Raw genomic sequence first — 19,073 nt, forward strand, 5'->3', positions numbered from 1 at the left:
AAGGAAACACCATGAAGAACACCCGCTATTCCCTGCGCGTCCTCGCGCGACTGATTGCCTACCCCGACGCCCAGCTGCGCAGCGAGTTCGATGCCCTGCTGCAGGTGCTCGACGACGAAGACGCAGTGCCCGCCTCGCGCCGTGCCGAACTGCGCACGCTGGCCGTGAACCTGCAGCGCCAGGACCCGCTGGAGGTGGAAGCCCGTTACGTCGAGACCTTCGACCGCGGCCGTGCCACCTCGCTGCACCTGTTCGAGCACGTGCACGGCGACTCGCGCGACCGCGGCCCGGCCATGATCGACCTGGTGCAGACCTACGAAAAGGCCGGCCTGTACCTCGGCCCCGACGAACTGCCCGACCACCTGGGCGTAGTGCTGGAGTTCGCCTCCACCCAGCCGCCCGCGCTGGCCAAGGCCTTCCTGGGCGAGATGGCGCACATCCTCAACGCGATCTTCAGCGCACTGATCAAGCGCGAGAGCCCGTACGCCGCCGTAATCGCTGCCGTGCTGGAACTGGCCGGGCAGAGAGCTCAGGCCGTGGCCATCCCGGTCGAAGAGAGCATGGACGAGGCCTGGGCCGAACCCGAGGCCTTTGACGGCTGCGCCACCCGTGGCCAGAACCGACCAGGCCAGGCGCAACCCATCCACATCGTCCGTAAGAAAACCACCCCTTCTCAAGGAGTCGCAGCATGAACGGCTTCCATAACTTTGTCTTCGGCATCTATCCGTACATCGCGCTCACCATTTTTCTGCTGGGCAGCCTGATCCGTTTCGACCGCGACCAGTACAGCTGGAAGAGCGACTCGTCGCAGCTGCTGCGCAAGGGCCAGCTGCGCTGGGGCAGCAATCTGTTCCACGTCGGCATCCTGTTCCTGTTCTTCGGCCACACAGTGGGCATGCTCACGCCGCACTTTCTGTACGAGCACTTCATGACCGCGGGCGCCAAGCAGCTCATGGCCATGGTCTCGGGCGGCCTGTTCGGGCTGTTCGGGTTCGTGGGTTTGAGCATCCTGCTGCACCGGCGCCTGTCGGACGCGCGCATCCGAGCCACGAGCAAGACCAGTGACATCGTGCTGCTCTGGCTGCTGTGGGCGCAGTTCGCGCTCGGCCTGGCGACCATCCCGCTGTCGGCCCAGCACCTGGACGGCGGCATGATGATGAAGCTGGCCGAATGGGCGCAGCGCATCGTCACCTTCCGCGGTGGCGCAGCCGAACTGATCGCCGACGCCAGCTGGGTGTTCAAGGCCCACATGTTCCTGGGCATGAGCATCTTCCTGGTCTTCCCGTTCACCCGCCTAGTGCACGTGTGGAGCGGCTTCGGCACCCTGGCCTACGTCACCCGCCCCTACCAGGTGGTGCGCAGCCGCCGCATCGGCATGACGCCGCAACAGCCGCTGAGCCAGCGGGGCCGCTGAATATGCCAACAGGAACCACCATGAGCGACAGCCAGTCCCACGGTTGCGGCAGCGCCAGCTGCGCCTGCTCCGGCCAAATGCAGATCGTCCCCGCCAGCATCAACGGCATCGCCTTGCACGATCCGGGCGAGGCGCTGGACGCAGAGACCCTGCGCGAGCGGGCGTTTACCGAACTGTTGCGCCAGCGCGCGGTACACGTGGGATTGCTGCCTCGGTCAAGCAGTCTCGTTGCGCCCGAACTCAACGAGGCGGAGCGCCATGTGATCGAGGCGATGACCGACGACGAAGTCACATCGCCCGCTCCCACCGACGACGAGTGCCGCCGTTACTACGAAGCCAACAAGAACCACTTCATCGTTGGTCAGGCGCTGCAGGTGCGACACATTCTGTTTGCGGTCACTCCGGGTGTGAATGTGCACGCGCTGACGCAGCGTGCCGAAGCCACCCTGCTGGACCTGATGCGCAAGGACGTTGCACCAGGCCGTTTCCAGCAGCTGGCGGCCGAGCTGTCCAACTGCCCTTCCAGCGTCGAAGGGGGCGACCTGGGTTGGCTGGCACCCGAAGACTGCGCGCCCGAGCTGGCCAACGAGCTGTTCTTCCAGACGGACTCGCGCTGGGGTATGGGCGTGCACCCACGCCTGGTGCACACGCGCTTCGGCCTGCACATCATCGAGGTGCTCAGCCGCAAGAAGGGCACGTTGCCGCCCTACGACGAGGTCGCGGCCTCGATTCGGCAGCGCCTGCAACACCAGTCGCGCGCCACCGCGCTGCGCCAGTACATGCGCCTCTTGGTGGGCCAGGCGAAGGTCGAGGGCATCGAACTCGAAGGGACCGATTCCCCGCTGGTGCAATAAGCCTGCAGGCCTGCCATGCCCGACGATCTGTTGCTGCGCCTCCGAGACTTCCATGAGGACTACTTTCCGCGCCACCAGCAGCGCTTCCAGGATCTCGTTGCCCAGGGCCAGCATCCCAAGACGCTGTTTATCGGCTGCAGCGACTCGCGGTTGGTGCCCTACCTCCTGACGGGTGCGGCGCCAGGAGAGCTGTTCCTGGTGCGCAACGTGGGCGCCTTCGTGCCGCCCTACGATCAGTCCCATGGATTGCATGGAACGATGGCCGCGATCGAATTCGCGGTGCTCAGCCTGCAGGTCGAACGCATCATTGTTTGCGGCCACAGCCACTGCGGTGCGATCCGCACCGCCTACGAAGGCGCGCCTGACGAGGCCGTGGCCCTCAAAGCCTGGCTCAAGCTGGCGGACGAGGCGCTGCTGCCGGTGCAACCCTCGAAGGAAGCCTTACATCGCACCGAACAACGCGCGGTCGTGCTGCAACTCGAACGCTTGATGGAGTACCCCATGGTGCGCCGGGCGGTGGAGGCCGGGCACCTCAGCCTTCACGGCTGGCACTATGTGATCGAACACGGCGAGGTACATGTGTTTGACGCTGCCCGTGGTGCCTTCGTACCCTCGTCGCAATCCGATCACAGTGGTACTGGTCCCTACCTGGTCTATGTGGAACCCGACGGACAAGTTCTGGAATGACTCCCTGCACCGTTTTTTCCCTACCGCAAGAGACTTCGGTCGGCGATGTGTTGCAAGCGCTGATGGACACCCGCCAGACCGTACTTCCCAAACGTCTGGTGGGTCCGGGTCCCAGTGCCCAAGAGCTGCAAGAGTGGTTAACCAGTGCGACCAGCGCACCCGACCATGAACGCGTGCGCCCCTGGCGCCTGGTTCTGGTCCCTGATACGCAGCGCCCGCGACTGGGTCAGGCGTTTGCTAACGCCCTGCGCGAGCGGGACCCTTCCGCCACCGCTGACCAGTTGGCTCAGGCATACGACAAGGCTTTGCGTGCACCGGTGCTGTTGCTGGTGGTGGTCAATGGCGTCTGTGGTGACCCCGACATTGACCTGAACGAACGCGTCCTCTCGGCCGGCTGTGCGGTGCAGAATCTGCTGCTCATGGCCACAGCACGCGGCTGGGGATCGGCGCTCACCAGCGGCAAGGCCATGAAGTCCAGCGCGCTGCGCTCGCTGTTCGCCCTCGGACCACAGGAGCACGCACTGTGTTGTCTGAGCATGGGCACAGTCAGCGCCCGCAAACCGACTCCGCCCCGCCCGGGCGTGCACGAGATCGTACGCACCCTCACCGACGCCGGCCCCATCGACGGCCTCCACACCGACCCCTCATGAACATCACCTGCTTTGACGACCTGATCGCTGTTGCCCGCACCCAGCCAACGCCCCAGACCCTACTGATGGTCTTTGTTGATGTGGAGTTGCCACCCGATGCCAGCCCGGACGAACGCACACGTTTCGAGCAGGAGCAGGGCGGCGCGCTCACCCCGCGCATGTGCTTAGACCGAACCGCGGCCGATTTGTCCGACTGGACGGCCCTTGCAGCGGAGGCCGATCAACAGTCGCCTGAGTGGCGCATGGTGATGGCGGCGGCGCTATCTGGTCGAGAAGGACAGCCGGCAAAGACCGAGTTCATTGAGCAGGCGCTCAATCGCATGGTCATGGGCGTGCACCAGGGTCAGATCCAAGGCGTCCTGATCTTCGACCGGCAGGGGCAGGCTGTTTACTTTGCCTGAGCCGGACCGACATCTGTTTTCCCATGTGAGTCCGAGGGATAAGTGGGACCGAGAAACGACTCGCTTTCGCGAATGACCGCCACCGTAGACCGTGAGTTCCATACGCGTCATCGGCTGACGGCTGTCGCTGCACATCCGTCCCCCCCGAATGAGCGTTTCTGGCGTATTCTGTTGAAAAACTCGGCCCGCGAAGTCGGGCACGCTTCAAGGCAAAAGTCGACCTCTCAGATCGATCCAGGATCGACGATCGCAGGATGACCAAGGGTTCAAGAACCCCAAGAAACCTGCTTTTCGTGTTCCTGACGAGTTTTTCAACAGAATAGGCTGTCTACTGCCGTTCAGATTTCGACGCTGAACGACAGCTTCGACCAAGAGCCGCCAAGCTGGACACCAGCACGAACTGCATTCTTCTCGCATCTCGTCACGTGCTTCTTGTGTCGAGGTTCATACTGAGGCCGAAAACCGTGTCCGCGCAGGTAAAGCTGACAACTAGGAGCCTCGACACGTCACGCTTGATCGTGCCCGAGACCCCGAGGCTTCAAAAACATGTTCTCCAGGTCGCTTGGGCCCACATCGGCAGCCATCTTCACATGCAACGACCGCTTGAGCAGGTAGAGGCCGCCGATGAATTGCGGCGGTTGTCCCGGGACCAAAACGACCGGCATTAGGAGGTAGGCGCCGGCCTTCTTGTAAAGGTCCAGAAACCCAGTGAGATTGACGTCGTCGGAAGGCTCCATGGTGAGGGAACGCGACGCGAACATGGCAATTCGTGAATCTCCCTGATCCGTAGGAATCTTCGAGGTGATGACCATTCCGTAGTGCGTCGGATGTTCGGCGGAGAATCGACGAACGATGCCGATGTGGATTTCCTCCTCCTTGTCCGCTGTCCCGAACCGCTCCCGCCATCTCTCAAATATTCTTGCGGCTGCATCCCGATCCTTGAACATCAGAGCCATGAAGGGCGGCGCCTTGTCGTCGACGACTCCATAGGCCGCGCCCATCCAGCCCGCACGATCCCAGAGGTGGATGTCGATGACCGATCGGACTTTCACATCTCTGTGATCGGTCAATTTCGGGAATTCCGTCTCGTCGTGGACTTCGCCCTTGGCTTGCGTGCCAGCCTTGGTAGGTTGTGGCTCGCGTTCAACGTGCGGCCTGTCCGGCCTGGCCTCGAACCTCTTCGGTGAATGCTTATCCCAAGAGGACAGGCGCGACACGCCGCCGAAGATGCGCTGTCGGCTGAAGCACAGCGAGCCAATCATCGCAACGCGATCCATTGCAGCATCTGTCTTGAATAGCCGGGTAGCAACTTCTTCAAAGTTCTTCGCACGGCAAGTCGCCGAAAAGATGACGGCGGCAACTTCCAGCAACATGTTTTGAAAGTCGCCGTACACCGACGGTGATCCGGGAAACACGCCATTGGGCCAACGGACCGTCGCCCTCATCCGGTCAATGTCCGCCGTCACCTCGAAGCGCGTGATGTTCGCATCGACAAGAGTGACATCGAAACGCTCCACATGAGCGAAAGCGTCTAGCTCGAACGCTGTCGCGAAGAAGGCCTCGACTGTCCCGACAATGGCCTCGGCCACGGTGATACCGGTGTCGGTAGGCTCGTGCGTCACGTTCACCTGCACGCCCAGAACCGAGGTGGCAAACACCTGCTCATTCTGGCCGTTGAAGATCGCGGGTCTCCAGCGCGCGTCGCCAGCGGGCTGACCCGCCAATTGGTTGAAGAAGCTCTCAACGTCCTGGGCGGATTCGCTCTCCGAGATCCATCCTTCTTCTCTCAGCACGTCCTCGTACCCCAGCATGTAAAGCAGCGTGGATCGACTGTGGTTCAGGCCCAGCCTTCGCACGATGTCAGGGATCATTTCCAGCCGCGGCACCTCCCCCAAGGAAAGATTCGCTAGCTGACAGGCTAGGACCATGTCGAAGTCCTGCAACTGCTCGGCGGCGCGCTTCGCCGACTCGTCGTCGAAAGGCAACGAGTTCAGGCAGCCGCGCGCGACCTGAACTGTTTCCAGCACTTCGGGGAAGTGCTTCAGCTCGACCGCCTGCCATGCCGCATTCATCAGCGTAGGGAATGTGGTTGCCGGAAGTTCGCCGCCTTCGTCGGCTTCGATGAACAAGGTCGCAGCGGCCGACGTGGAGCTCGCACGCGCCGCCCAAAGCAAGCCGGCACTTCGGTAGGCGACTGCGAGCAGGGCCTGTGCACGGACGAGGTCCTCCGCATGCTCCTTCTTGGAAAGCAGCCGGGCGGCCTTGCCGAGGAGCCGAATCATCTCCATGTTCTCGTCGAAGTCGAGCTGATTGGCGCGCTTGAGCAAAACCAGCGCGCCCTGGCTCTCGCCCGTACGTTTCGCCACGAAGTCGGAGACTTGATCCACGAGATCCCGGTAACCGCGATCCTTGCCGGCAACCGGACCGAACACCTCAATCAGCCTAGTTAGGCGCTTGGCGTCGAATTCTCCCAGGCCGTCGGCCTTGGCGAGGATGTCTCCGAACTGAGGCCACAACGAGGCTAGCCGCTCGGGCTCACCGGCCGTCAGGGCTTCGTTAACCTGGATGGTCAGCAGCGAAGTCCTTGCCTCCAGCGCATTGTTCGGGCGGCCGCTGTCGCTCGCCAGTTCGGAAAGCCTTGAGGACAACCGAGCAACTCGCGGCTGCAGTCCTGCCTGCTCGGACGTGAGGTGACCATGGATGACGGCATTGAATAGCAGTTGCGCCAGGTTGCACAACAACTCGAGGTTCGTCGCGTGCTCGCTTCCGATTGCCAGGGCTTCAAAGCCGTCGTAGCCATCGACGATCGCCTTAATGTCGTCGAACCACCAGAATGCCGTCCAGAGCGTCTCGTAGCGGGCGGTGAGCTGCTGCCGGTGCGTTCCCCCATCGTCCGCCAGGCGAACGGCCCGAAGAAGCCTGCCGTCGACGTCAGCTCGGGGCAGTTCCAGCTCCCGCGCCAACTTGGCTGCCACGAGTGCCTCGGTTGCTCGCTGCATCTCCATACCGACAAACGCGGAAGGGTCCGTCAGCTCCTTCTCTATGTCGGCCAGTTGCTGCTTGCGCGAATAGTCAGATGGGCCAAGATCATGGTCGCTCGTTTCATCACCGATCCCCAGATAGTTGTACTCAAGGTCGCGGCGATTCTTGTCGATGACTTCATCGAGGATCCAGATGCGGTCGTGGATCGTGACTTGAATACCGTACTCACGGGTAAGTTCATCCTCCACTCGGGCTCGATCCTTTGCACGCGCAGCCCTCGACGTCACAAAGAAGATTCTCTTGTAGCCGCGGCTCGTGGCCATGATGCCGGCCACGTCCGATCGCGCCTTGTCGGCCCACGTTTTCTTCGCGCTGAAGGCGAAAGCCCATCGCTCGCTGCCGCTATTGGCCATACCGACGTAGGTGAGCTTGCTGATCTCATCGGATACCGGTGAGGTCTCGGTGTCGGCCTTGCTGTCACCACCACCCTCCGGGCCCGTTGCGGGCCTCAAGTTCGGGCAGATCGTCCGCTCGCAAAGCTTGCGGCAGAACAGTTCAAAATCATGCGTCTGGTTGCGCTCGGTGATGGTGTCCAGGTGATGGGATAGGACCTCGGCTTTAAGGTGGTGTTTTACGCGTGAGGTCGAATCTGAATAGAGCTCAGGCCGGATTTGGCGCATGAACTGTGATGGCGAGATGACCTTTTCTTCAGCCTTCATCTGCATTCTGGTGCTCTCTGTCCGAGGGATATCCATCGTCCCAGCCGATGGATCGCGTGTTACTGCGTCCATGTTAAGGGGTAGTTCACCTGAGACCAGCGGTCAATGCACTCGGTGGTTGCATGCGGCAAAGTCTGCAGTGCACCCAAAGCGTGAATACGGTGCACGACTTCGACCGGCAGCAACCGCTGCATTGCAGACATCCTAGTTGCCAACAAATCACCAACGTTGCACTGCAACTTTGGTGATTTGTTGGCGTAACTTTGAATATGCCCACCGGGTGAGATTTCTCTCGCGCACCACGGGGTGCTGTTTCTCGACGAACTGCCCGAGTTCCCGCGCGCCGCGCTCGAAGCCCTGCGCGAGCCGCTGGAGAGTGGCCACATCCGCATCTCGCGCGCGGCGATGCAGAGCGAGTTCCCGGCGCGGTTCCAGCTGGTGGCCGCGATGAACCCCTGCCCCTGCGGCTTTCTCGGCCACCCGACCCAGCCCTGCCGCGACACGCCCGACCAGATCGCGCGCTACCAGGGGCGTTTGAGCGGACCGCTGCTGGACCGCATCGATCTGCACGTCGAGGTGCCGGCGCTGCCGCCCGAGGAATTGTTGCGGGGCATGTCCGGCGAACCGAGTGCCGTGGTGAGGGAACGGGTAGAAGCCGCCCGCTCCCGCGCGCACGCGCGCCAGGGCCACATCAACCAGAAGCTCGCGGGGCAGTCGCTGGACGAACACGCGCAGGTCGAACCGGCCGCGCTGAAGTTCCTGCAGACCGCGGCCGCGCGGCTGGGATGGAGCGCCCGCAGCACGCACCGCGCCCTGCGCGTGGCCCGCACCATCGCTGACCTCGCAGGCAGTGAGTCGGTCGGCGTGTCGCAGATCGCCGAAGCGGTGCAGTACCGGCGGGCTTTGCGGGCCGCGGGTTAGCGGCCGGCACGTCAGGTTTCGCGCGTCAGCCGCTGCGCAATGCGCATCAGCAGCGGCCGCGGCGTGAAGGCCGCGCCGTGTGCCAGCAGCCAGTTCATCGCGCCCGGGATGTGCACCCGCTGGCCACGCTGCATGGCGCGGTAGCCGGCCTCGGCCACCTGTTCGGCGCTCTTGATCCAGGGCGAGGAAAACAGGGCAGAGCGGTCCATGCCGGCGGCCGACTGGAAGCCTGTGGTGGTGGGCCCGGGGCACAGGGCCGTGACCGAGACACCCTGGTCTCGCAGCTCGGCGTGCAGCGCCTCGGAGAAGGACAGCACGAATGCCTTGCTCGCGAAATACAGCGCCATGCCGGGACCGGGCTGGAAGGCCGCGGTCGAGGCCAGGTTGAGGATCCTGCCGCGCTGCGCAATCACGCCCGGCAGGAAACGCTTGGTCACTCCCACCAGGCTGTTCATGTTCAGCTGCAGCATGGCTTCGTCTGGCGCCTGCGGTGTGTCCTTGAACGACCCGAAGGTGCCAACCCCGGCGTTGTTGACCAGGATCGCCGGGCGCAGCCCCAGTGCCTGCACCTGGTCGAACAGGTGCTGCGGCCCGTCCGGCAGCGACAGGTCGGCGCCGATCACCACGACCTTGGCGCCGTGGCGCTGGCGCAGACCTTGCGCACTGGCCTCCATGGTCTCGACGCGGCGGGCTGTCAGCACCAGATCGTGGCCTTCACGGGCCAGCACCTCGGCCAGCGCCAGACCGATGCCGGAAGAGGCACCAGTCACCAGGGCCAGGGGGCGCGCGGCAGGATTCGGGTTCGACATGCAGGCTCCTTCCCCGGGACGGGGTGTGATCAGCGGCGTTCGGTTTCCTGGCGCCGCGCTTCTTCCATCTGCCGGAAGCGCACGCAGACCGGGTCGTTGGTGTAGCCGGGCTTGCCGCATTCGCGCATGCGGCAGAAATCGCGGGCGAACACATTGGTGCTGCCAGCACACAGCTGGTCGACCGTCGGTGCAGAAGGCGCCGCTGTCGCCACCGGGGGAACGTTGCCCTGGACAACAGTGGCGGGGGTGGCGGGCGCCGGGGTGGCCGCTGCCGCCTGCGCCTCGGCGCGTCGGCGGGCTTCGTCGGCGCGCTGCTTCTCCTGGGCGGCTTTCAGGCGCTGCTGCTCCAGCACCGCGGCACGCGCGCGGTCCTGGCGTTCCAGCATCTCGACCGACTGACGCAGACGGTCCACCGCAGCAGCCGACTCCGGCGCAGCGGTGGTATCTGCGCCGACCGGGGGTTCGACCGCGCTGGTCGCAGGCACCGCCGCCAGCGGCTGCACGGGCGCAGCGGTCACGGCAGGCGACACTGCGGTCGCAGGAGCCGTCGCCGCCGGCAGCGCAGCGGCCTGTGCCGGCGCGGGGCTGGTCTGTCGCGCGCCGAGCCACCAGCCGATGCCCAGGGCCAGCACCGCGGCCACGATGGCTCCGGTCCAGCGCGAACGGGAAGGGCTGGCTGCCTTGGCAGCGGCCCGGCGCCGCCGCCGGGCACGTTCGGCCGCTCCCGGCCGCCGCTCCCGCTTGTCGGTCGATGAATCAGCCTCGCCGGGCTGCTCCAGCGGACGTGCGCATCCCCGGCAGAACCGGGCTTTGTCCCGGTTTTCCGCGCCACAGGATGGACACACAAGAGCCATGGATGCCGTGTTCAGACAGAAGGGAAGCGGGTTTTAGCACAACCCCCGTCAGAGATTGGGGCCCAGCCAGCGACGCAGCTCGGTCGCGTCGACGCCGCTGCGTGCCGCGAGGTCCTGCACCTGGTCGTCGCCGATCTTGCCGACGTTGAAGTACTGGCTGTCCGGGTGCGCGAGGTAGAAGCCGCTGACGCTGGCGGCCGGCGTCATGGCCAGGCTCTCGGTCAGCGCCATGCCGATCTCGTCGGCCTGCAGCAGCGCGAACATGGCGCGCTTGACCGAGTGGTCAGGGCAGGCCGGGTAGCCGGGCGCCGGGCGGATGCCCTGGTACTTCTCCTTGATCAGCTCTTCGTTGCTCAGGGCTTCGCCCGCCGCGTAGCCCCAGAGGTCGGTGCGCACACGGTGGTGCATGCATTCGGCCATGGCTTCGGCCAGGCGGTCGGCCAGGGCCTTGAACAGGATCGCGCTGTAGTCGTCGTGCGCGGCCAGGAACTGCTGCTCCTTCTTCTCGGCACCGACACCCGCTGTCACCGCAAACAGGCCCACGTAGTCGGCCGTGCCGGCGGGCGCGACGAAGTCGGCCAGGCAGCGGCTGGGGCGCATCATCGGCTTCCCATCCGGGCCGTCGATTTCCTGCTTCTCGGTCTGCTGGCGCAGGCCGTGCCAGGTCAGCACCGGTTGCTGGCGCGCCTCGTCGGCATAGAGCACGATGTCGTCCGCGTTCACGCGGTTGGCCGGGTAGAGGCCGATCACCGCGTTCGCCGTCAGCCACCGGCCGTCGATGATCTTTTTCAGCATGGCCTGCGCGTCGGCGAACACCTTGCGCGCCTGCTCGCCCACCACCTCGTCGTTCAGGATCGCCGGGTACGGGCCGGCCAGGTCCCAGGTCTGGAAGAACGGGCCCCAGTCGATGTACTTCGCGGCCTCGGCGAGGTCGAAGTTTTTGAACACGCGGCGGCCGATGAAGCGGGGCGCAACCGGCGCGTGAGCGGCGAAGTCCACCGGCGTCGCATTGGCACGCGCCTGCGCCAGCGGCCACAACGGCACCTGCTTCTTGTTCGCGTGCTGCGCGCGCACCTTCTCGTAGTCGGCGTTGAGTTCGGCCAGGTACTGCACACGGCCGTCGCCGATCAGGCCCTGCGCCACGCTCACGCTGCGCGACGCGTCGGGCACGTAGACCACCGGACCTTCATAGTGCGGCGAAATCTTCACCGCCGTGTGCACGCGGCTGGTGGTCGCGCCGCCGATCAACAGTGGGATGCCCTTCTCGCGGAAATGCGGGTCCTTCTGCATCTCGGCCGCCACCACCTGCATCTCTTCCAGGCTGGGCGTGATCAGGCCCGACAGGCCCACGATGTCGGCGCCCTCTTCCTTGGCCTTCTTCAGGATGTCCTGCCAGGGCACCATCACGCCCATGTTCACGACCTCGAAGTTGTTGCACTGGAGCACGACGGTCACGATGTTCTTGCCGATGTCGTGCACGTCGCCCTTGACGGTGGCGATCACGATCTTGCCCTTGGACTTCACATCGCCGCCGGCGGCTTCGAGCTGGCGCTTCTCTTCTTCGATGTAGGGCAGCAGGTGGGCCACGGCCTGCTTCATCACCCGGGCGGACTTCACCACCTGCGGCAGGAACATCTTGCCGGCACCGAACAGGTCACCGACCACGTTCATACCATCCATCAGCGGGCCTTCAATCACGTGCAGCGGGCGGCCGCCGTCGGCCTTGATCAGCTGCCACATCTCTTCGGTGTCTTCGCTGATGTGGGCGTTGATGCCGCGCACCAGCGCGTGCGAGAGGCGCTCGCGAATCGGCAGTGCGCGCCACTCGTTCTGCTTGCTCTCGTCCTTGGCCCCGCTCTTGGCGCTCTCGGCCACTTCCACCAGGCGTTCGCCGGCGTCGGGCCGCCGGTTGAGCACCACGTCTTCCACCCGCGCGCGCAGTTCGGGTTCGAGCTCGTCGTAGACGCCGACCATGCCGGCGTTGACGATGCCCATGTCCATGCCCGCCTGGATGGCGTGGTAAAGGAACACGGTGTGGATCGCCTCGCGCACCGGGTCGTTGCCGCGGAAGCTGAACGACACGTTGGACACGCCGCCGCTGACCTTGGCGCCCGGCAGGTGCTGCTTGATCCAGCGCGTGGCCTCGATGAAGTCGACCGCGTAGTTGTCGTGTTCGGCGATGCCGGTCGCGATCGCGAAGATGTTGGGGTCGAAGATGATGTCTTCGGGCGCGAAACCCACTTCATCGACCAGCACGCGGTAGGCGCGCTCGCAGATCTCGATCTTGCGTGCGTAGGTGTCGGCCTGGCCCTGCTCGTCGAAGGCCATCACCACGGCGGCCGCACCGTAGCGCTTGACCAGCCCGGCCTGGCGTTTGAACTCCGCCACGCCTTCCTTCATCGAGATCGAGTTGACGATGCCCTTGCCCTGGATGCACTGCAGGCCGGCCTCGATCACGCTCCACTTGGACGAGTCGATCATGATCGGCACGCGCGCGATGTCGGGCTCGCCGGCAATCAGGTTCAGGAACCGCACCATGGCGGCCTGGCTGTCCAGCATGGCCTCGTCCATGTTGATGTCGATGATCTGCGCGCCGTTCTCGACCTGCTGGCGGGCCACGGCCAGCGCGTCCTCGTAGCGGCCTTCGAGGACCATGCGCGCGAACACCTTGGAGCCGGTCACGTTGGTGCGTTCGCCGACGTTGACGAACAGGCTGCCCTCGCCGATGCGCAGCGGCTCGAGGCCGGACAGCAGCATGGGGGGAACGGAGACGGAGGAGGAAACGTCGGACATGGGGCTCACCAGAAGGGATTCATAAACTGGTGAGCGCCGTTGGAACCGGCGGGGCCGGAGGGGCGGTGGACGCCCGAAACCTCAAGCCTGACGCCAGCCCGCGGGGGGTGGCGCTGCAGCGCTCCTTGAGAGGCCGGGATTTTAGCCGCCAACCGCCGGCGCACGGGTCTGGTGCGATGTTTGCTTGCCTTCGGCGCATGCCCCACCGCACCGACCCCGACGCACCTGGCGCCCCGTCCACCGACTGGCACGCCCAGGAGCTGCTGCTGATGCGCGAGGTCATGAAGCTGGTGGGACGCAGCCTGGCGCCCGCCTACGTGCTGCGCGAGATGCTGCACCTGATGAGCGAGCTGCTGGGACTGAACCGCGGGCGCATGGTGCTGGCCGACGAGGTCAGCGAGGGCGGCGAGCGCTCCGCCTCCGTCCGCCACGCCTACGGCCTGACCGCTGCGGAGGCCGCGCGCGGCGTGTTCCGCTGGGGCGAGGGCATCACCGGCCGGGTGCTGGCCAGCGGGTTGCCCGCCATCGTGCAGGACGTGGACGCAGAGCCGCTGTTCCTGTTCCGCACCGTGGCGCGGGCCGACCTGCCGCCGCAGACCGTGGCTTTCATCGCGCTGCCGATCGAAGTCAACGGCGCCACCGTGGGCGTGCTCGCCTGCCACCGCATCCGCAGCCGCCAGCGCCACCTCAACGACGACCTGGCGCTGCTTCGCATCCTCGCCACCCTGGCCGGCCAGCTGCTGCGGCTGGAACAGCTGGTGGCCGAAGAGACGCGCCAGCTCGCCGCGCGCAACGAGGCGCTGGAGCGTGCGCTCGACGTCGGCAGCGCCCGCTACGGGCTGATCGGCCGCTCGCCCGCGCTGCTGCAAGCGCTGGGCGAGCTGGAGCGCGTCTCAGAGTCGCAGGCCACCGTGCTGCTGCTGGGCGAGTCCGGCACCGGCAAGGAGCTGTTTGCCCGCGCCGTGCACCTGGCCAGCGGCCGGCGCGACCAGCCCTTCATCAAGGTCAACTGCTCCGCCATCCCGGACACGCTATTCGAGAGCGAACTCTTCGGCCACGAACGCGGCGCCTTCACCGGCGCCCACAGCGCCCGCCCCGGCTGGTTCGAACAGGCGCACGGCGGCACCATCTTCCTCGACGAAATCGGCGAACTGCCGCTGGCCCTGCAGGCCAAGCTGCTGCGAACGCTGCAGGAAGGCACGCTGGTGCGCCTGGGCGGGCAGCGCGAAATCCGCATCGACGTGCGTCTGGTCGCCGCCACCAACCGCGATCTGGCGCAGGAAGCCGCCAGCGGCCGCTTCCGCCAGGACCTGTACTACCGGCTCAACGTCATCCCGATCCGCCTGCCCAGCCTGCGCGAGCGGCGCGAAGACATCCGCCCCCTGGCCCTGCACTTCACCAGCCGCGCCAACCAAGCCCACCAGCGCAACGTGCACCTGGCCGCCGACGCGCTGGAACGGCTGGAGCGGCTGGACTGGCCCGGCAACATCCGCGAACTAGGCAACGTGATCGAGCGCGTGGTGCTGCTGGCCGACCAGCCCGTGGTGCACGCGGGCGACCTGTCGCGCTTCCTGCCCGAGGCGCTGGCCACCCCGGTCCGCCCGGCTCCGCGCCACGCGCCACCGGCCGAGGCCGCCACCCCGCTGGTGCGCGACTACCAGAGCGCCGGCTCACACGACGCCCACCAGCTCGCCGTCGCCCTGGCGCAGCACGGCGGCAACCAGTCGCGCGCGGCGCAAAGCCTGGGGCTGACGCTGCGGCAGTTCAGTTACCGTTTGAGGAAGGCGGGGGTGCGCTGAGCCCCACACTAGGCGACCATGAAAACCATCGACGAAATGCTGCACCTGGCCTTGCTGACCCCGGACGAGCACCGGCAGATCAGCCACTGGATCGCCCAGGCCGACTCACCCGACGAGATCCTGAAGATGCCGCCGCTGCTGTGGCGGGCGGTAGAACGGGCCAGCGCGGTCATGGGCATTGACGACGATCTGATGCGCCCGCCTGCGCTGGATGATGGCGGCCTGGTTTGCCGATAGAAGTCGCGCGAGTGTGCGCCTGACCTCACCGCGCTGACCAAAGTGTCGCAACACCGACCGCGTACAGCAGGCCGATCACCAGGCAAATGCCTGAAGACACCAGCCAGAAGGTGGTGGAGTTTTCGGGGAAGCTGGGCCGCAGCCACGGAAAGGCGATGGCCCGGGCCAGGAACACGGCACTGATGAGACACAGCGTCAGTTCAGTGAAGGGCAGTTTGGGAACCAGCCCAACGCCGGAGAAGGCATACAGCGCCCAGACGAGCAGAACACTGGCGATGACGAGGGTGATGAGCGTTGGCTTGACCTTGCCCGCCTCGACGGCCCGCGCCATCCGTTCGCCAGCACCCATGAACCGATACGCCTTGGCGCCAATCGCGATGCATGCCAGGTGCGCCAGCGACGCGACCAGGACCAGCAGGCCTGCCAGCGCTAGCGACATGGAGGCGATGTTCAACATATATATGTGGTGAGGCCCAGCGAATCAGGCTCCAGCGCCACCGCTCTGGGCCTCAGCTGGATAGAAGACCAACGCGCTGCCACTCGCGAGCGCTTCTTCGTAGAACCCGGAGAAGCCCCTGTAGGGCTCCGTGTTGAGCACCTCAACGTCCAGCTTGCCATAGCTCATGTTCTCGATGGCCTCGAAGCCGTACCGATGGCACTCCGCCATGGCCGACTCAAACTCGCCCGATTCCGATTCCTGCCGGAGGAACAGCATGCACTGGTGTGTCGCGCCCGCTTCCGGGTGATTCCAGTCGTATTCGGACGTCCCGGTGTGCCGGCCAGTGAATCCGTAGATTCCGATGATGTTCATGAGCGACTTGCGTTGAAGCTGATCTGAGTATGGATAAGGCTCACGAGCGAAACCTTCGGCCCAAAAAGACCGCGCCGGCAGCGCAAATCACCAACGCAAGTGCAAGTAGCCCGGCAATGGACGGCTGCCGACAACGCGGGTTCTTGGCAAACAAGTCATACGCCCCAGCGCAGTCTGTGAATGCCATGCTCGAGGACGAAATAACCCAGAGCAAGCACCACAGCGAACACAACACGAGCAACCCTGCGAGCAAATAGCAGGCGTAGCGAATAGCAGTGCGGTGTTGCATTTGGCTGCGGGCTAACGTTTGAGCTAACCGGACCGTTGCGGTATGTGGCTAAAGGCCCAGAATGAAATGGCGGGCCTATTGCCGCATGCCGCAATGGGTCCGGTTGAGCGAATGGTTAGGCCTCATTGCGCAGGATCGCGAAATGGGGATACAATTCATCATTGGTCGTCGGGAGACGACCGGACGAGCAACTCCTATACCCTCCATCATCTGCGGGGGGTGACGGTCGAGGACCTACCCCCTGGGGCAACCCGGGGGGTGGATAGGTTTTAAGTTGCATCGTCCTTGCGCCCAGAGAGCTTAAGTTTTGAGGCTAGTCCGTCCTCTTTGCGCAGTTCGGCGATTCGTTCCATTACTTCGATGGCGTACGGGTAGTTTGTTCTCTTAAAGCTACCATTCTGGCCTTGCAGGTTCTCTCGAATCTTGGCAGTGATCACTGTGTTCAGCATCAGGGGTAGTTCACGATCTTCTGAATTCAGTGCCACTCGTCCGTAGTAATCAAGAAGTCGCAGACACTGATCACATCCGGGTGAGGCGATATCCCATTGAGTAATCAGGTTGATACCTTGCAAGAAGAATTCGCGCTGAGAATGCTTGGCTGCGTCTTCTTGTTGCGTGACGAAGAATTGGCTTTGTTGCCTAGCCTGATGAAAAGTGAAGAACAGTACGACTGCGAGTGACGTAGCGCCTGCAAATGCAGCTGTATGACCACCAAAAAAGTCGCCTAGTTGGCCGAGGCCGGTCAGTCCAATTTCACCGGTGTAGGCAAAGCGAAGATTTCGAATTCCCAAAAATACGAGGTTAGAAACTGGAACGATGGCCAGTAGAGCAGCGAGCCCCAGCGCCCATTTCATCCAACTTGGTGTGTTCTTCGAGTAGTCGTAGCGCATCTCTATTTGAATCTATGAGGCCTAACTTTGATTTAAACGGCAAAACGCCGGATACCCACAATACCTGCCGTTAAACAAAGTCGCATGGCTCCTCCAAAATTTGTTTGAAATCAAGCCTGCAACGCACCTCGCTGAGTGCATGAACAGGTTTAACAGATCCGAAAAAACCGACTCGGGCCTCCACGCTACATACCTTTGCCGAATCGCTCTTGCACTATAGCCAGCGTACGAAGGTCTGGCTCGCCGCTGCCGGCTCAAGCGCTCACCCAAACCCACCTCCAATGTGTCGACATTTTGTTGACCCAATGTCAAACCCCAGAGGCCACGCTCCCGGCGTCAGCCCACCCCCAATCCCCATAACCCCAACAAAATCAACAGCTTCCCTGCGTTGACCTACCCCGGTGCCGCCCTGGCACAGCGGTTGCGATGAAGGGCTCAGGCCATCTTGCCTTTGCCCTGATTCAGAGGTCCCCATGAGCATTGAAGCCACCCTGATCGCACCCGATCAACTCGCCACCCTGCAAGCCGCCGAACCGGTGGTGGTCATCGACACGCGCGACGCCGACACCTTTGCCGCCGGGCGCATTCCCGGCGCCGTGAACCTGCGCGAGGTGTTCACCTTTCTCGCCACCTCCACGCCCGAGGGCCTGCAGGCGCTGAAGGCCACCTTCGCCGACGCGCTGGGCAAGGCCGGCCTCTCGGGCGCCGAGACCGCCGTGTTCTACGAAGACGCGATGAACAGCGGCTACGGCCAGTCGTGCCGCGGCTATTACCTGCTGACCTGGCTGGGCTACCCCAAGATCAAGGTGCTCAACGGCGGCTTCAGCGCCTGGAAGGCGGCCGGCCTGCCGGTGTCCACCGAGGCGGCCACGCCCACGCCCGCTACCTTCCCCGAACTGCCGATGGCCGACGTGATGCTGACGCAGGCCGATGTGCAGGCCGCGCTGGGCACCGACACGGTGTTGCTCGACGTGCGCGATGTGGACGAGTGGATCGGCGACAGTTCGTCGCCCTACGGCAAGGACTTCGCGCCGCGCAAGGGCCGTCTGCCGGGCGCGAAGTGGATCGAGTGGTACCGCTTCATGAAGCCGTCGGCCGCGGGCCCGGTGTTCAAGACGCCCGACGAGGTGAAGGCCGAGTGCGCCACGGCCGGCATCGCGCCCGACGACACGGTCTACCTCTACTGCTTCAAGGGCGCGCGCGCATCCAACACCTTCCTGGCGCTCAAGCAGGCGGGCTTTGCCGACGTGCGCATGTACTTCGGCTCTTGGAACGAGTGGTCGCGCGACCCGAGCCTGCCGATCGAGACCGGCCTGCCGATGGCAGCGCCGGCCAACAAGCCGCAGCTGGCGATGGCCGCCTGACCCCCATCCCTTTCAGCTTTTCAACTCCGGAGACACCATGTCCGACACCGAGACCCTCGCCCCCGCCACCATCAAGGCCTACCTGCGCCCCATCGACGCCAACGGCCTGGCCGACTTCGCCGCTGGCGGCAAGGCCAACCCGGCCCGCCGCGGCACCAACAAGGTCCACACCGTGATGGAGGGGCAGTACCACTCGCTGAACTACGTGGGCGAGAAGCACTGCGTGGTGGTGGACGAGCCGCTGCACCTGTTTGGCGAAGACACGGCGCCAGCGCCGGGCGAGATCGTGCTGTCGGGCCTGGGTGGCTGCATCGCCGTGGGCGTGACGGCGGTGGCGACCTGGAAGGGCGTGAAGCTGAGCCGGCTGGAGGTGTTCCTCGAAGGCGACATCGGCAACCCGGCCGCCTGGGGCGCCGGCGGTGCGCTGGAGAAGACGCCGCCGGAGATGGGCTTCCAGGCGATCCGCGTGAAGGTGCTGGTGGAAGGCGACGCGAGCCGCGAGGTGCTGGACGAAATCGTGCAGCACGCGAACTTCTATTCGCCGGTGGCCAACACGATGCGCAACCCGATCCCGTTTGAAATCAGCATGGCCTGAAGCA

17 protein-coding genes, 2 pseudogenes and 1 riboswitch are annotated in these 19,073 nt (G+C 64.5%); of the genes and pseudogenes, 11 read left to right on the forward strand and 8 right to left on the reverse strand.

The window, feature by feature from the left end; genetic code table 11:
- Positions 1-11 precede the first annotated feature (11 nt).
- From narJ to ACLIJ1_RS16925, 6 genes are all read left to right on the forward strand, one after another.
- Positions 12-692 carry a nitrate reductase molybdenum cofactor assembly chaperone gene (narJ, locus tag ACLIJ1_RS16900; protein WP_411366705.1) on the forward strand — a complete coding sequence of 227 codons (681 nt, stop codon included), beginning with the start codon at positions 12-14 and terminating at the stop codon, positions 690-692.
- Positions 689-1,414 carry a respiratory nitrate reductase subunit gamma gene (gene narI, locus ACLIJ1_RS16905; protein ID WP_411366706.1) on the forward strand — a complete coding sequence of 242 codons (726 nt, stop codon included), beginning with the start codon at positions 689-691 and terminating at the stop codon, positions 1,412-1,414. Before narJ ends, narI begins: the two co-directional genes overlap by 4 nt.
- Positions 1,415-1,434: 20 nt before the next feature.
- The gene (locus ACLIJ1_RS16910; RefSeq protein WP_411366707.1) at positions 1,435-2,268 is read left to right on the forward strand and encodes a peptidylprolyl isomerase; all 834 of its coding nucleotides are present in this window, start codon (positions 1,435-1,437) and stop codon (positions 2,266-2,268) included.
- A gap of 15 nt (positions 2,269-2,283) precedes the next feature.
- Positions 2,284-2,955, forward strand: a complete 672-nt coding sequence (locus ACLIJ1_RS16915; RefSeq protein ID WP_411366708.1) for a carbonic anhydrase — start codon at positions 2,284-2,286, stop codon at positions 2,953-2,955.
- Positions 2,956-3,017: 62 nt separating this feature from the next.
- Entirely contained in the window at positions 3,018-3,605 is a 588-nt protein-coding gene (locus ACLIJ1_RS16920) for a nitroreductase family protein (RefSeq protein WP_411366709.1), read from the forward strand.
- A complete protein-coding gene (locus ACLIJ1_RS16925; protein WP_411366710.1) occupies positions 3,602-4,006 on the forward strand; it encodes a ribonucleotide reductase subunit alpha in 405 nt (134 codons plus the stop codon). The genes ACLIJ1_RS16920 and ACLIJ1_RS16925 overlap by 4 nt, the downstream gene beginning before the upstream one ends.
- Before the next feature lie 506 nt (positions 4,007-4,512).
- On the opposite strand, the gene ACLIJ1_RS16930 is transcribed toward ACLIJ1_RS16925, so the two are convergent.
- Positions 4,513-7,707 (reverse strand): hypothetical protein, encoded by a 3,195-nt coding sequence (locus ACLIJ1_RS16930; RefSeq protein ID WP_411366711.1) that lies wholly within the window; start codon positions 7,705-7,707, stop codon positions 4,513-4,515.
- Between the two features lie 276 nt (positions 7,708-7,983).
- On the opposite strand from ACLIJ1_RS16930, the pseudogene ACLIJ1_RS16935 reads away from it, so the two are divergent.
- Positions 7,984-8,628: pseudogene (locus ACLIJ1_RS16935) on the forward strand (ATP-binding protein); the annotation flags it as partial.
- 11 nt (positions 8,629-8,639) lie between these two features.
- Here ACLIJ1_RS16935 and ACLIJ1_RS16940 read toward each other — a convergent pair.
- The 4 genes and pseudogenes from ACLIJ1_RS16940 to metH all read right to left on the reverse strand — a co-directional run bounded on the left by ACLIJ1_RS16940 (position 8,640) and on the right by metH (position 13,084).
- On the reverse strand, positions 8,640-9,437 hold the full coding sequence (locus ACLIJ1_RS16940) for an SDR family NAD(P)-dependent oxidoreductase (RefSeq protein WP_411366712.1): 798 nt from the start codon (positions 9,435-9,437) through the stop codon (positions 8,640-8,642).
- A gap of 29 nt (positions 9,438-9,466) precedes the next feature.
- Entirely contained in the window at positions 9,467-10,078 is a 612-nt protein-coding gene (locus tag ACLIJ1_RS16945; protein ID WP_411367038.1) for a hypothetical protein, read from the reverse strand.
- 141 nt (positions 10,079-10,219) lie between these two features.
- Positions 10,220-10,291 (reverse strand): annotated as a pseudogene (locus ACLIJ1_RS16950) (zinc-ribbon domain-containing protein); the annotation flags it as partial.
- Positions 10,292-10,339: 48 nt separating this feature from the next.
- Positions 10,340-13,084, reverse strand: a complete 2,745-nt coding sequence (gene metH / locus ACLIJ1_RS16955) for a methionine synthase (protein WP_411366713.1) — start codon at positions 13,082-13,084, stop codon at positions 10,340-10,342.
- A 24-nt stretch (positions 13,085-13,108) separates the two neighbouring features.
- A riboswitch (S-adenosyl-L-homocysteine riboswitch) is annotated at positions 13,109-13,217 on the reverse strand.
- Positions 13,218-13,281: 64 nt separating this feature from the next.
- Here metH and ACLIJ1_RS16960 point away from each other — a divergent pair.
- Both ACLIJ1_RS16960 and ACLIJ1_RS16965 read left to right on the forward strand, forming a co-directional pair.
- Positions 13,282-14,883 carry a sigma 54-interacting transcriptional regulator gene (locus tag ACLIJ1_RS16960; protein WP_411366714.1) on the forward strand — a complete coding sequence of 534 codons (1,602 nt, stop codon included), beginning with the start codon at positions 13,282-13,284 and terminating at the stop codon, positions 14,881-14,883.
- A gap of 18 nt (positions 14,884-14,901) precedes the next feature.
- On the forward strand, positions 14,902-15,120 hold the full coding sequence (locus ACLIJ1_RS16965; protein ID WP_411366715.1) for a hypothetical protein: 219 nt from the start codon (positions 14,902-14,904) through the stop codon (positions 15,118-15,120).
- Positions 15,121-15,145: 25 nt separating this feature from the next.
- Here the strand turns inward: ACLIJ1_RS16965 and ACLIJ1_RS16970 are convergent, their stop codons facing one another.
- The 3 genes from ACLIJ1_RS16970 to ACLIJ1_RS16980 all read right to left on the reverse strand — a co-directional run bounded on the left by ACLIJ1_RS16970 (position 15,146) and on the right by ACLIJ1_RS16980 (position 17,110).
- A complete protein-coding gene (locus ACLIJ1_RS16970; protein WP_411366716.1) occupies positions 15,146-15,577 on the reverse strand; it encodes a hypothetical protein in 432 nt (143 codons plus the stop codon).
- A gap of 24 nt (positions 15,578-15,601) precedes the next feature.
- On the reverse strand, positions 15,602-15,931 hold the full coding sequence (locus tag ACLIJ1_RS16975; protein ID WP_411366717.1) for a hypothetical protein: 330 nt from the start codon (positions 15,929-15,931) through the stop codon (positions 15,602-15,604).
- 558 nt (positions 15,932-16,489) lie between these two features.
- A complete protein-coding gene (locus ACLIJ1_RS16980; protein ID WP_411366718.1) occupies positions 16,490-17,110 on the reverse strand; it encodes a hypothetical protein in 621 nt (206 codons plus the stop codon).
- Between the two features lie 473 nt (positions 17,111-17,583).
- Between ACLIJ1_RS16980 and ACLIJ1_RS16985 the strand changes: the two genes are divergently transcribed.
- Both ACLIJ1_RS16985 and ACLIJ1_RS16990 read left to right on the forward strand, forming a co-directional pair.
- Positions 17,584-18,474 (forward strand): sulfurtransferase, encoded by an 891-nt coding sequence (locus ACLIJ1_RS16985; protein ID WP_411366719.1) that lies wholly within the window; start codon positions 17,584-17,586, stop codon positions 18,472-18,474.
- A gap of 37 nt (positions 18,475-18,511) precedes the next feature.
- The gene (locus tag ACLIJ1_RS16990) at positions 18,512-19,069 is read left to right on the forward strand and encodes an OsmC family protein (RefSeq protein WP_411366720.1); all 558 of its coding nucleotides are present in this window, start codon (positions 18,512-18,514) and stop codon (positions 19,067-19,069) included.
- Positions 19,070-19,073 lie beyond the last annotated feature (4 nt).

Source organism: Hydrogenophaga sp. RWCD_12, assembly GCF_046604225.1.
Classification (GTDB): domain Bacteria; phylum Pseudomonadota; class Gammaproteobacteria; order Burkholderiales; family Burkholderiaceae_C; genus Hydrogenophaga.

Excerpts from the sequence above, each read along its gene's own strand:
- ACLIJ1_RS16990 (WP_411366720.1), top strand. The coding sequence starts at position 18,512 with ATGTCCGACACCGAGACCCTCGCCCCCGCCACCATCAAGGCCTACCTG.
- ACLIJ1_RS16925 (WP_411366710.1), top strand. The coding sequence starts at position 3,602 with ATGAACATCACCTGCTTTGACGACCTGATCGCTGTTGCCCGCACCCAG.
- ACLIJ1_RS16940 (WP_411366712.1), bottom strand. The coding sequence starts at position 9,437 with ATGTCGAACCCGAATCCTGCCGCGCGCCCCCTGGCCCTGGTGACTGGT.
- ACLIJ1_RS16910 (WP_411366707.1), top strand. The coding sequence starts at position 1,435 with ATGAGCGACAGCCAGTCCCACGGTTGCGGCAGCGCCAGCTGCGCCTGC.
- ACLIJ1_RS16920 (WP_411366709.1), top strand. The coding sequence starts at position 3,018 with ATGGACACCCGCCAGACCGTACTTCCCAAACGTCTGGTGGGTCCGGGT.
- ACLIJ1_RS16970 (WP_411366716.1), bottom strand. The coding sequence starts at position 15,577 with ATGTTGAACATCGCCTCCATGTCGCTAGCGCTGGCAGGCCTGCTGGTC.
- ACLIJ1_RS16965 (WP_411366715.1), top strand. The coding sequence starts at position 14,902 with ATGAAAACCATCGACGAAATGCTGCACCTGGCCTTGCTGACCCCGGAC.
- ACLIJ1_RS16915 (WP_411366708.1), top strand. The coding sequence starts at position 2,284 with ATGCCCGACGATCTGTTGCTGCGCCTCCGAGACTTCCATGAGGACTAC.
- ACLIJ1_RS16975 (WP_411366717.1), bottom strand. The coding sequence starts at position 15,931 with ATGAACATCATCGGAATCTACGGATTCACTGGCCGGCACACCGGGACG.
- metH (WP_411366713.1), bottom strand. The coding sequence starts at position 13,084 with ATGTCCGACGTTTCCTCCTCCGTCTCCGTTCCCCCCATGCTGCTGTCC.
- ACLIJ1_RS16980 (WP_411366718.1), bottom strand. The coding sequence starts at position 17,110 with ATGCGCTACGACTACTCGAAGAACACACCAAGTTGGATGAAATGGGCG.
- narJ (WP_411366705.1), top strand. The coding sequence starts at position 12 with ATGAAGAACACCCGCTATTCCCTGCGCGTCCTCGCGCGACTGATTGCC.
- narI (WP_411366706.1), top strand. The coding sequence starts at position 689 with ATGAACGGCTTCCATAACTTTGTCTTCGGCATCTATCCGTACATCGCG.
- ACLIJ1_RS16930 (WP_411366711.1), bottom strand. The coding sequence starts at position 7,707 with ATGAAGGCTGAAGAAAAGGTCATCTCGCCATCACAGTTCATGCGCCAA.
- ACLIJ1_RS16960 (WP_411366714.1), top strand. The coding sequence starts at position 13,282 with ATGCCCCACCGCACCGACCCCGACGCACCTGGCGCCCCGTCCACCGAC.
- ACLIJ1_RS16985 (WP_411366719.1), top strand. The coding sequence starts at position 17,584 with ATGAGCATTGAAGCCACCCTGATCGCACCCGATCAACTCGCCACCCTG.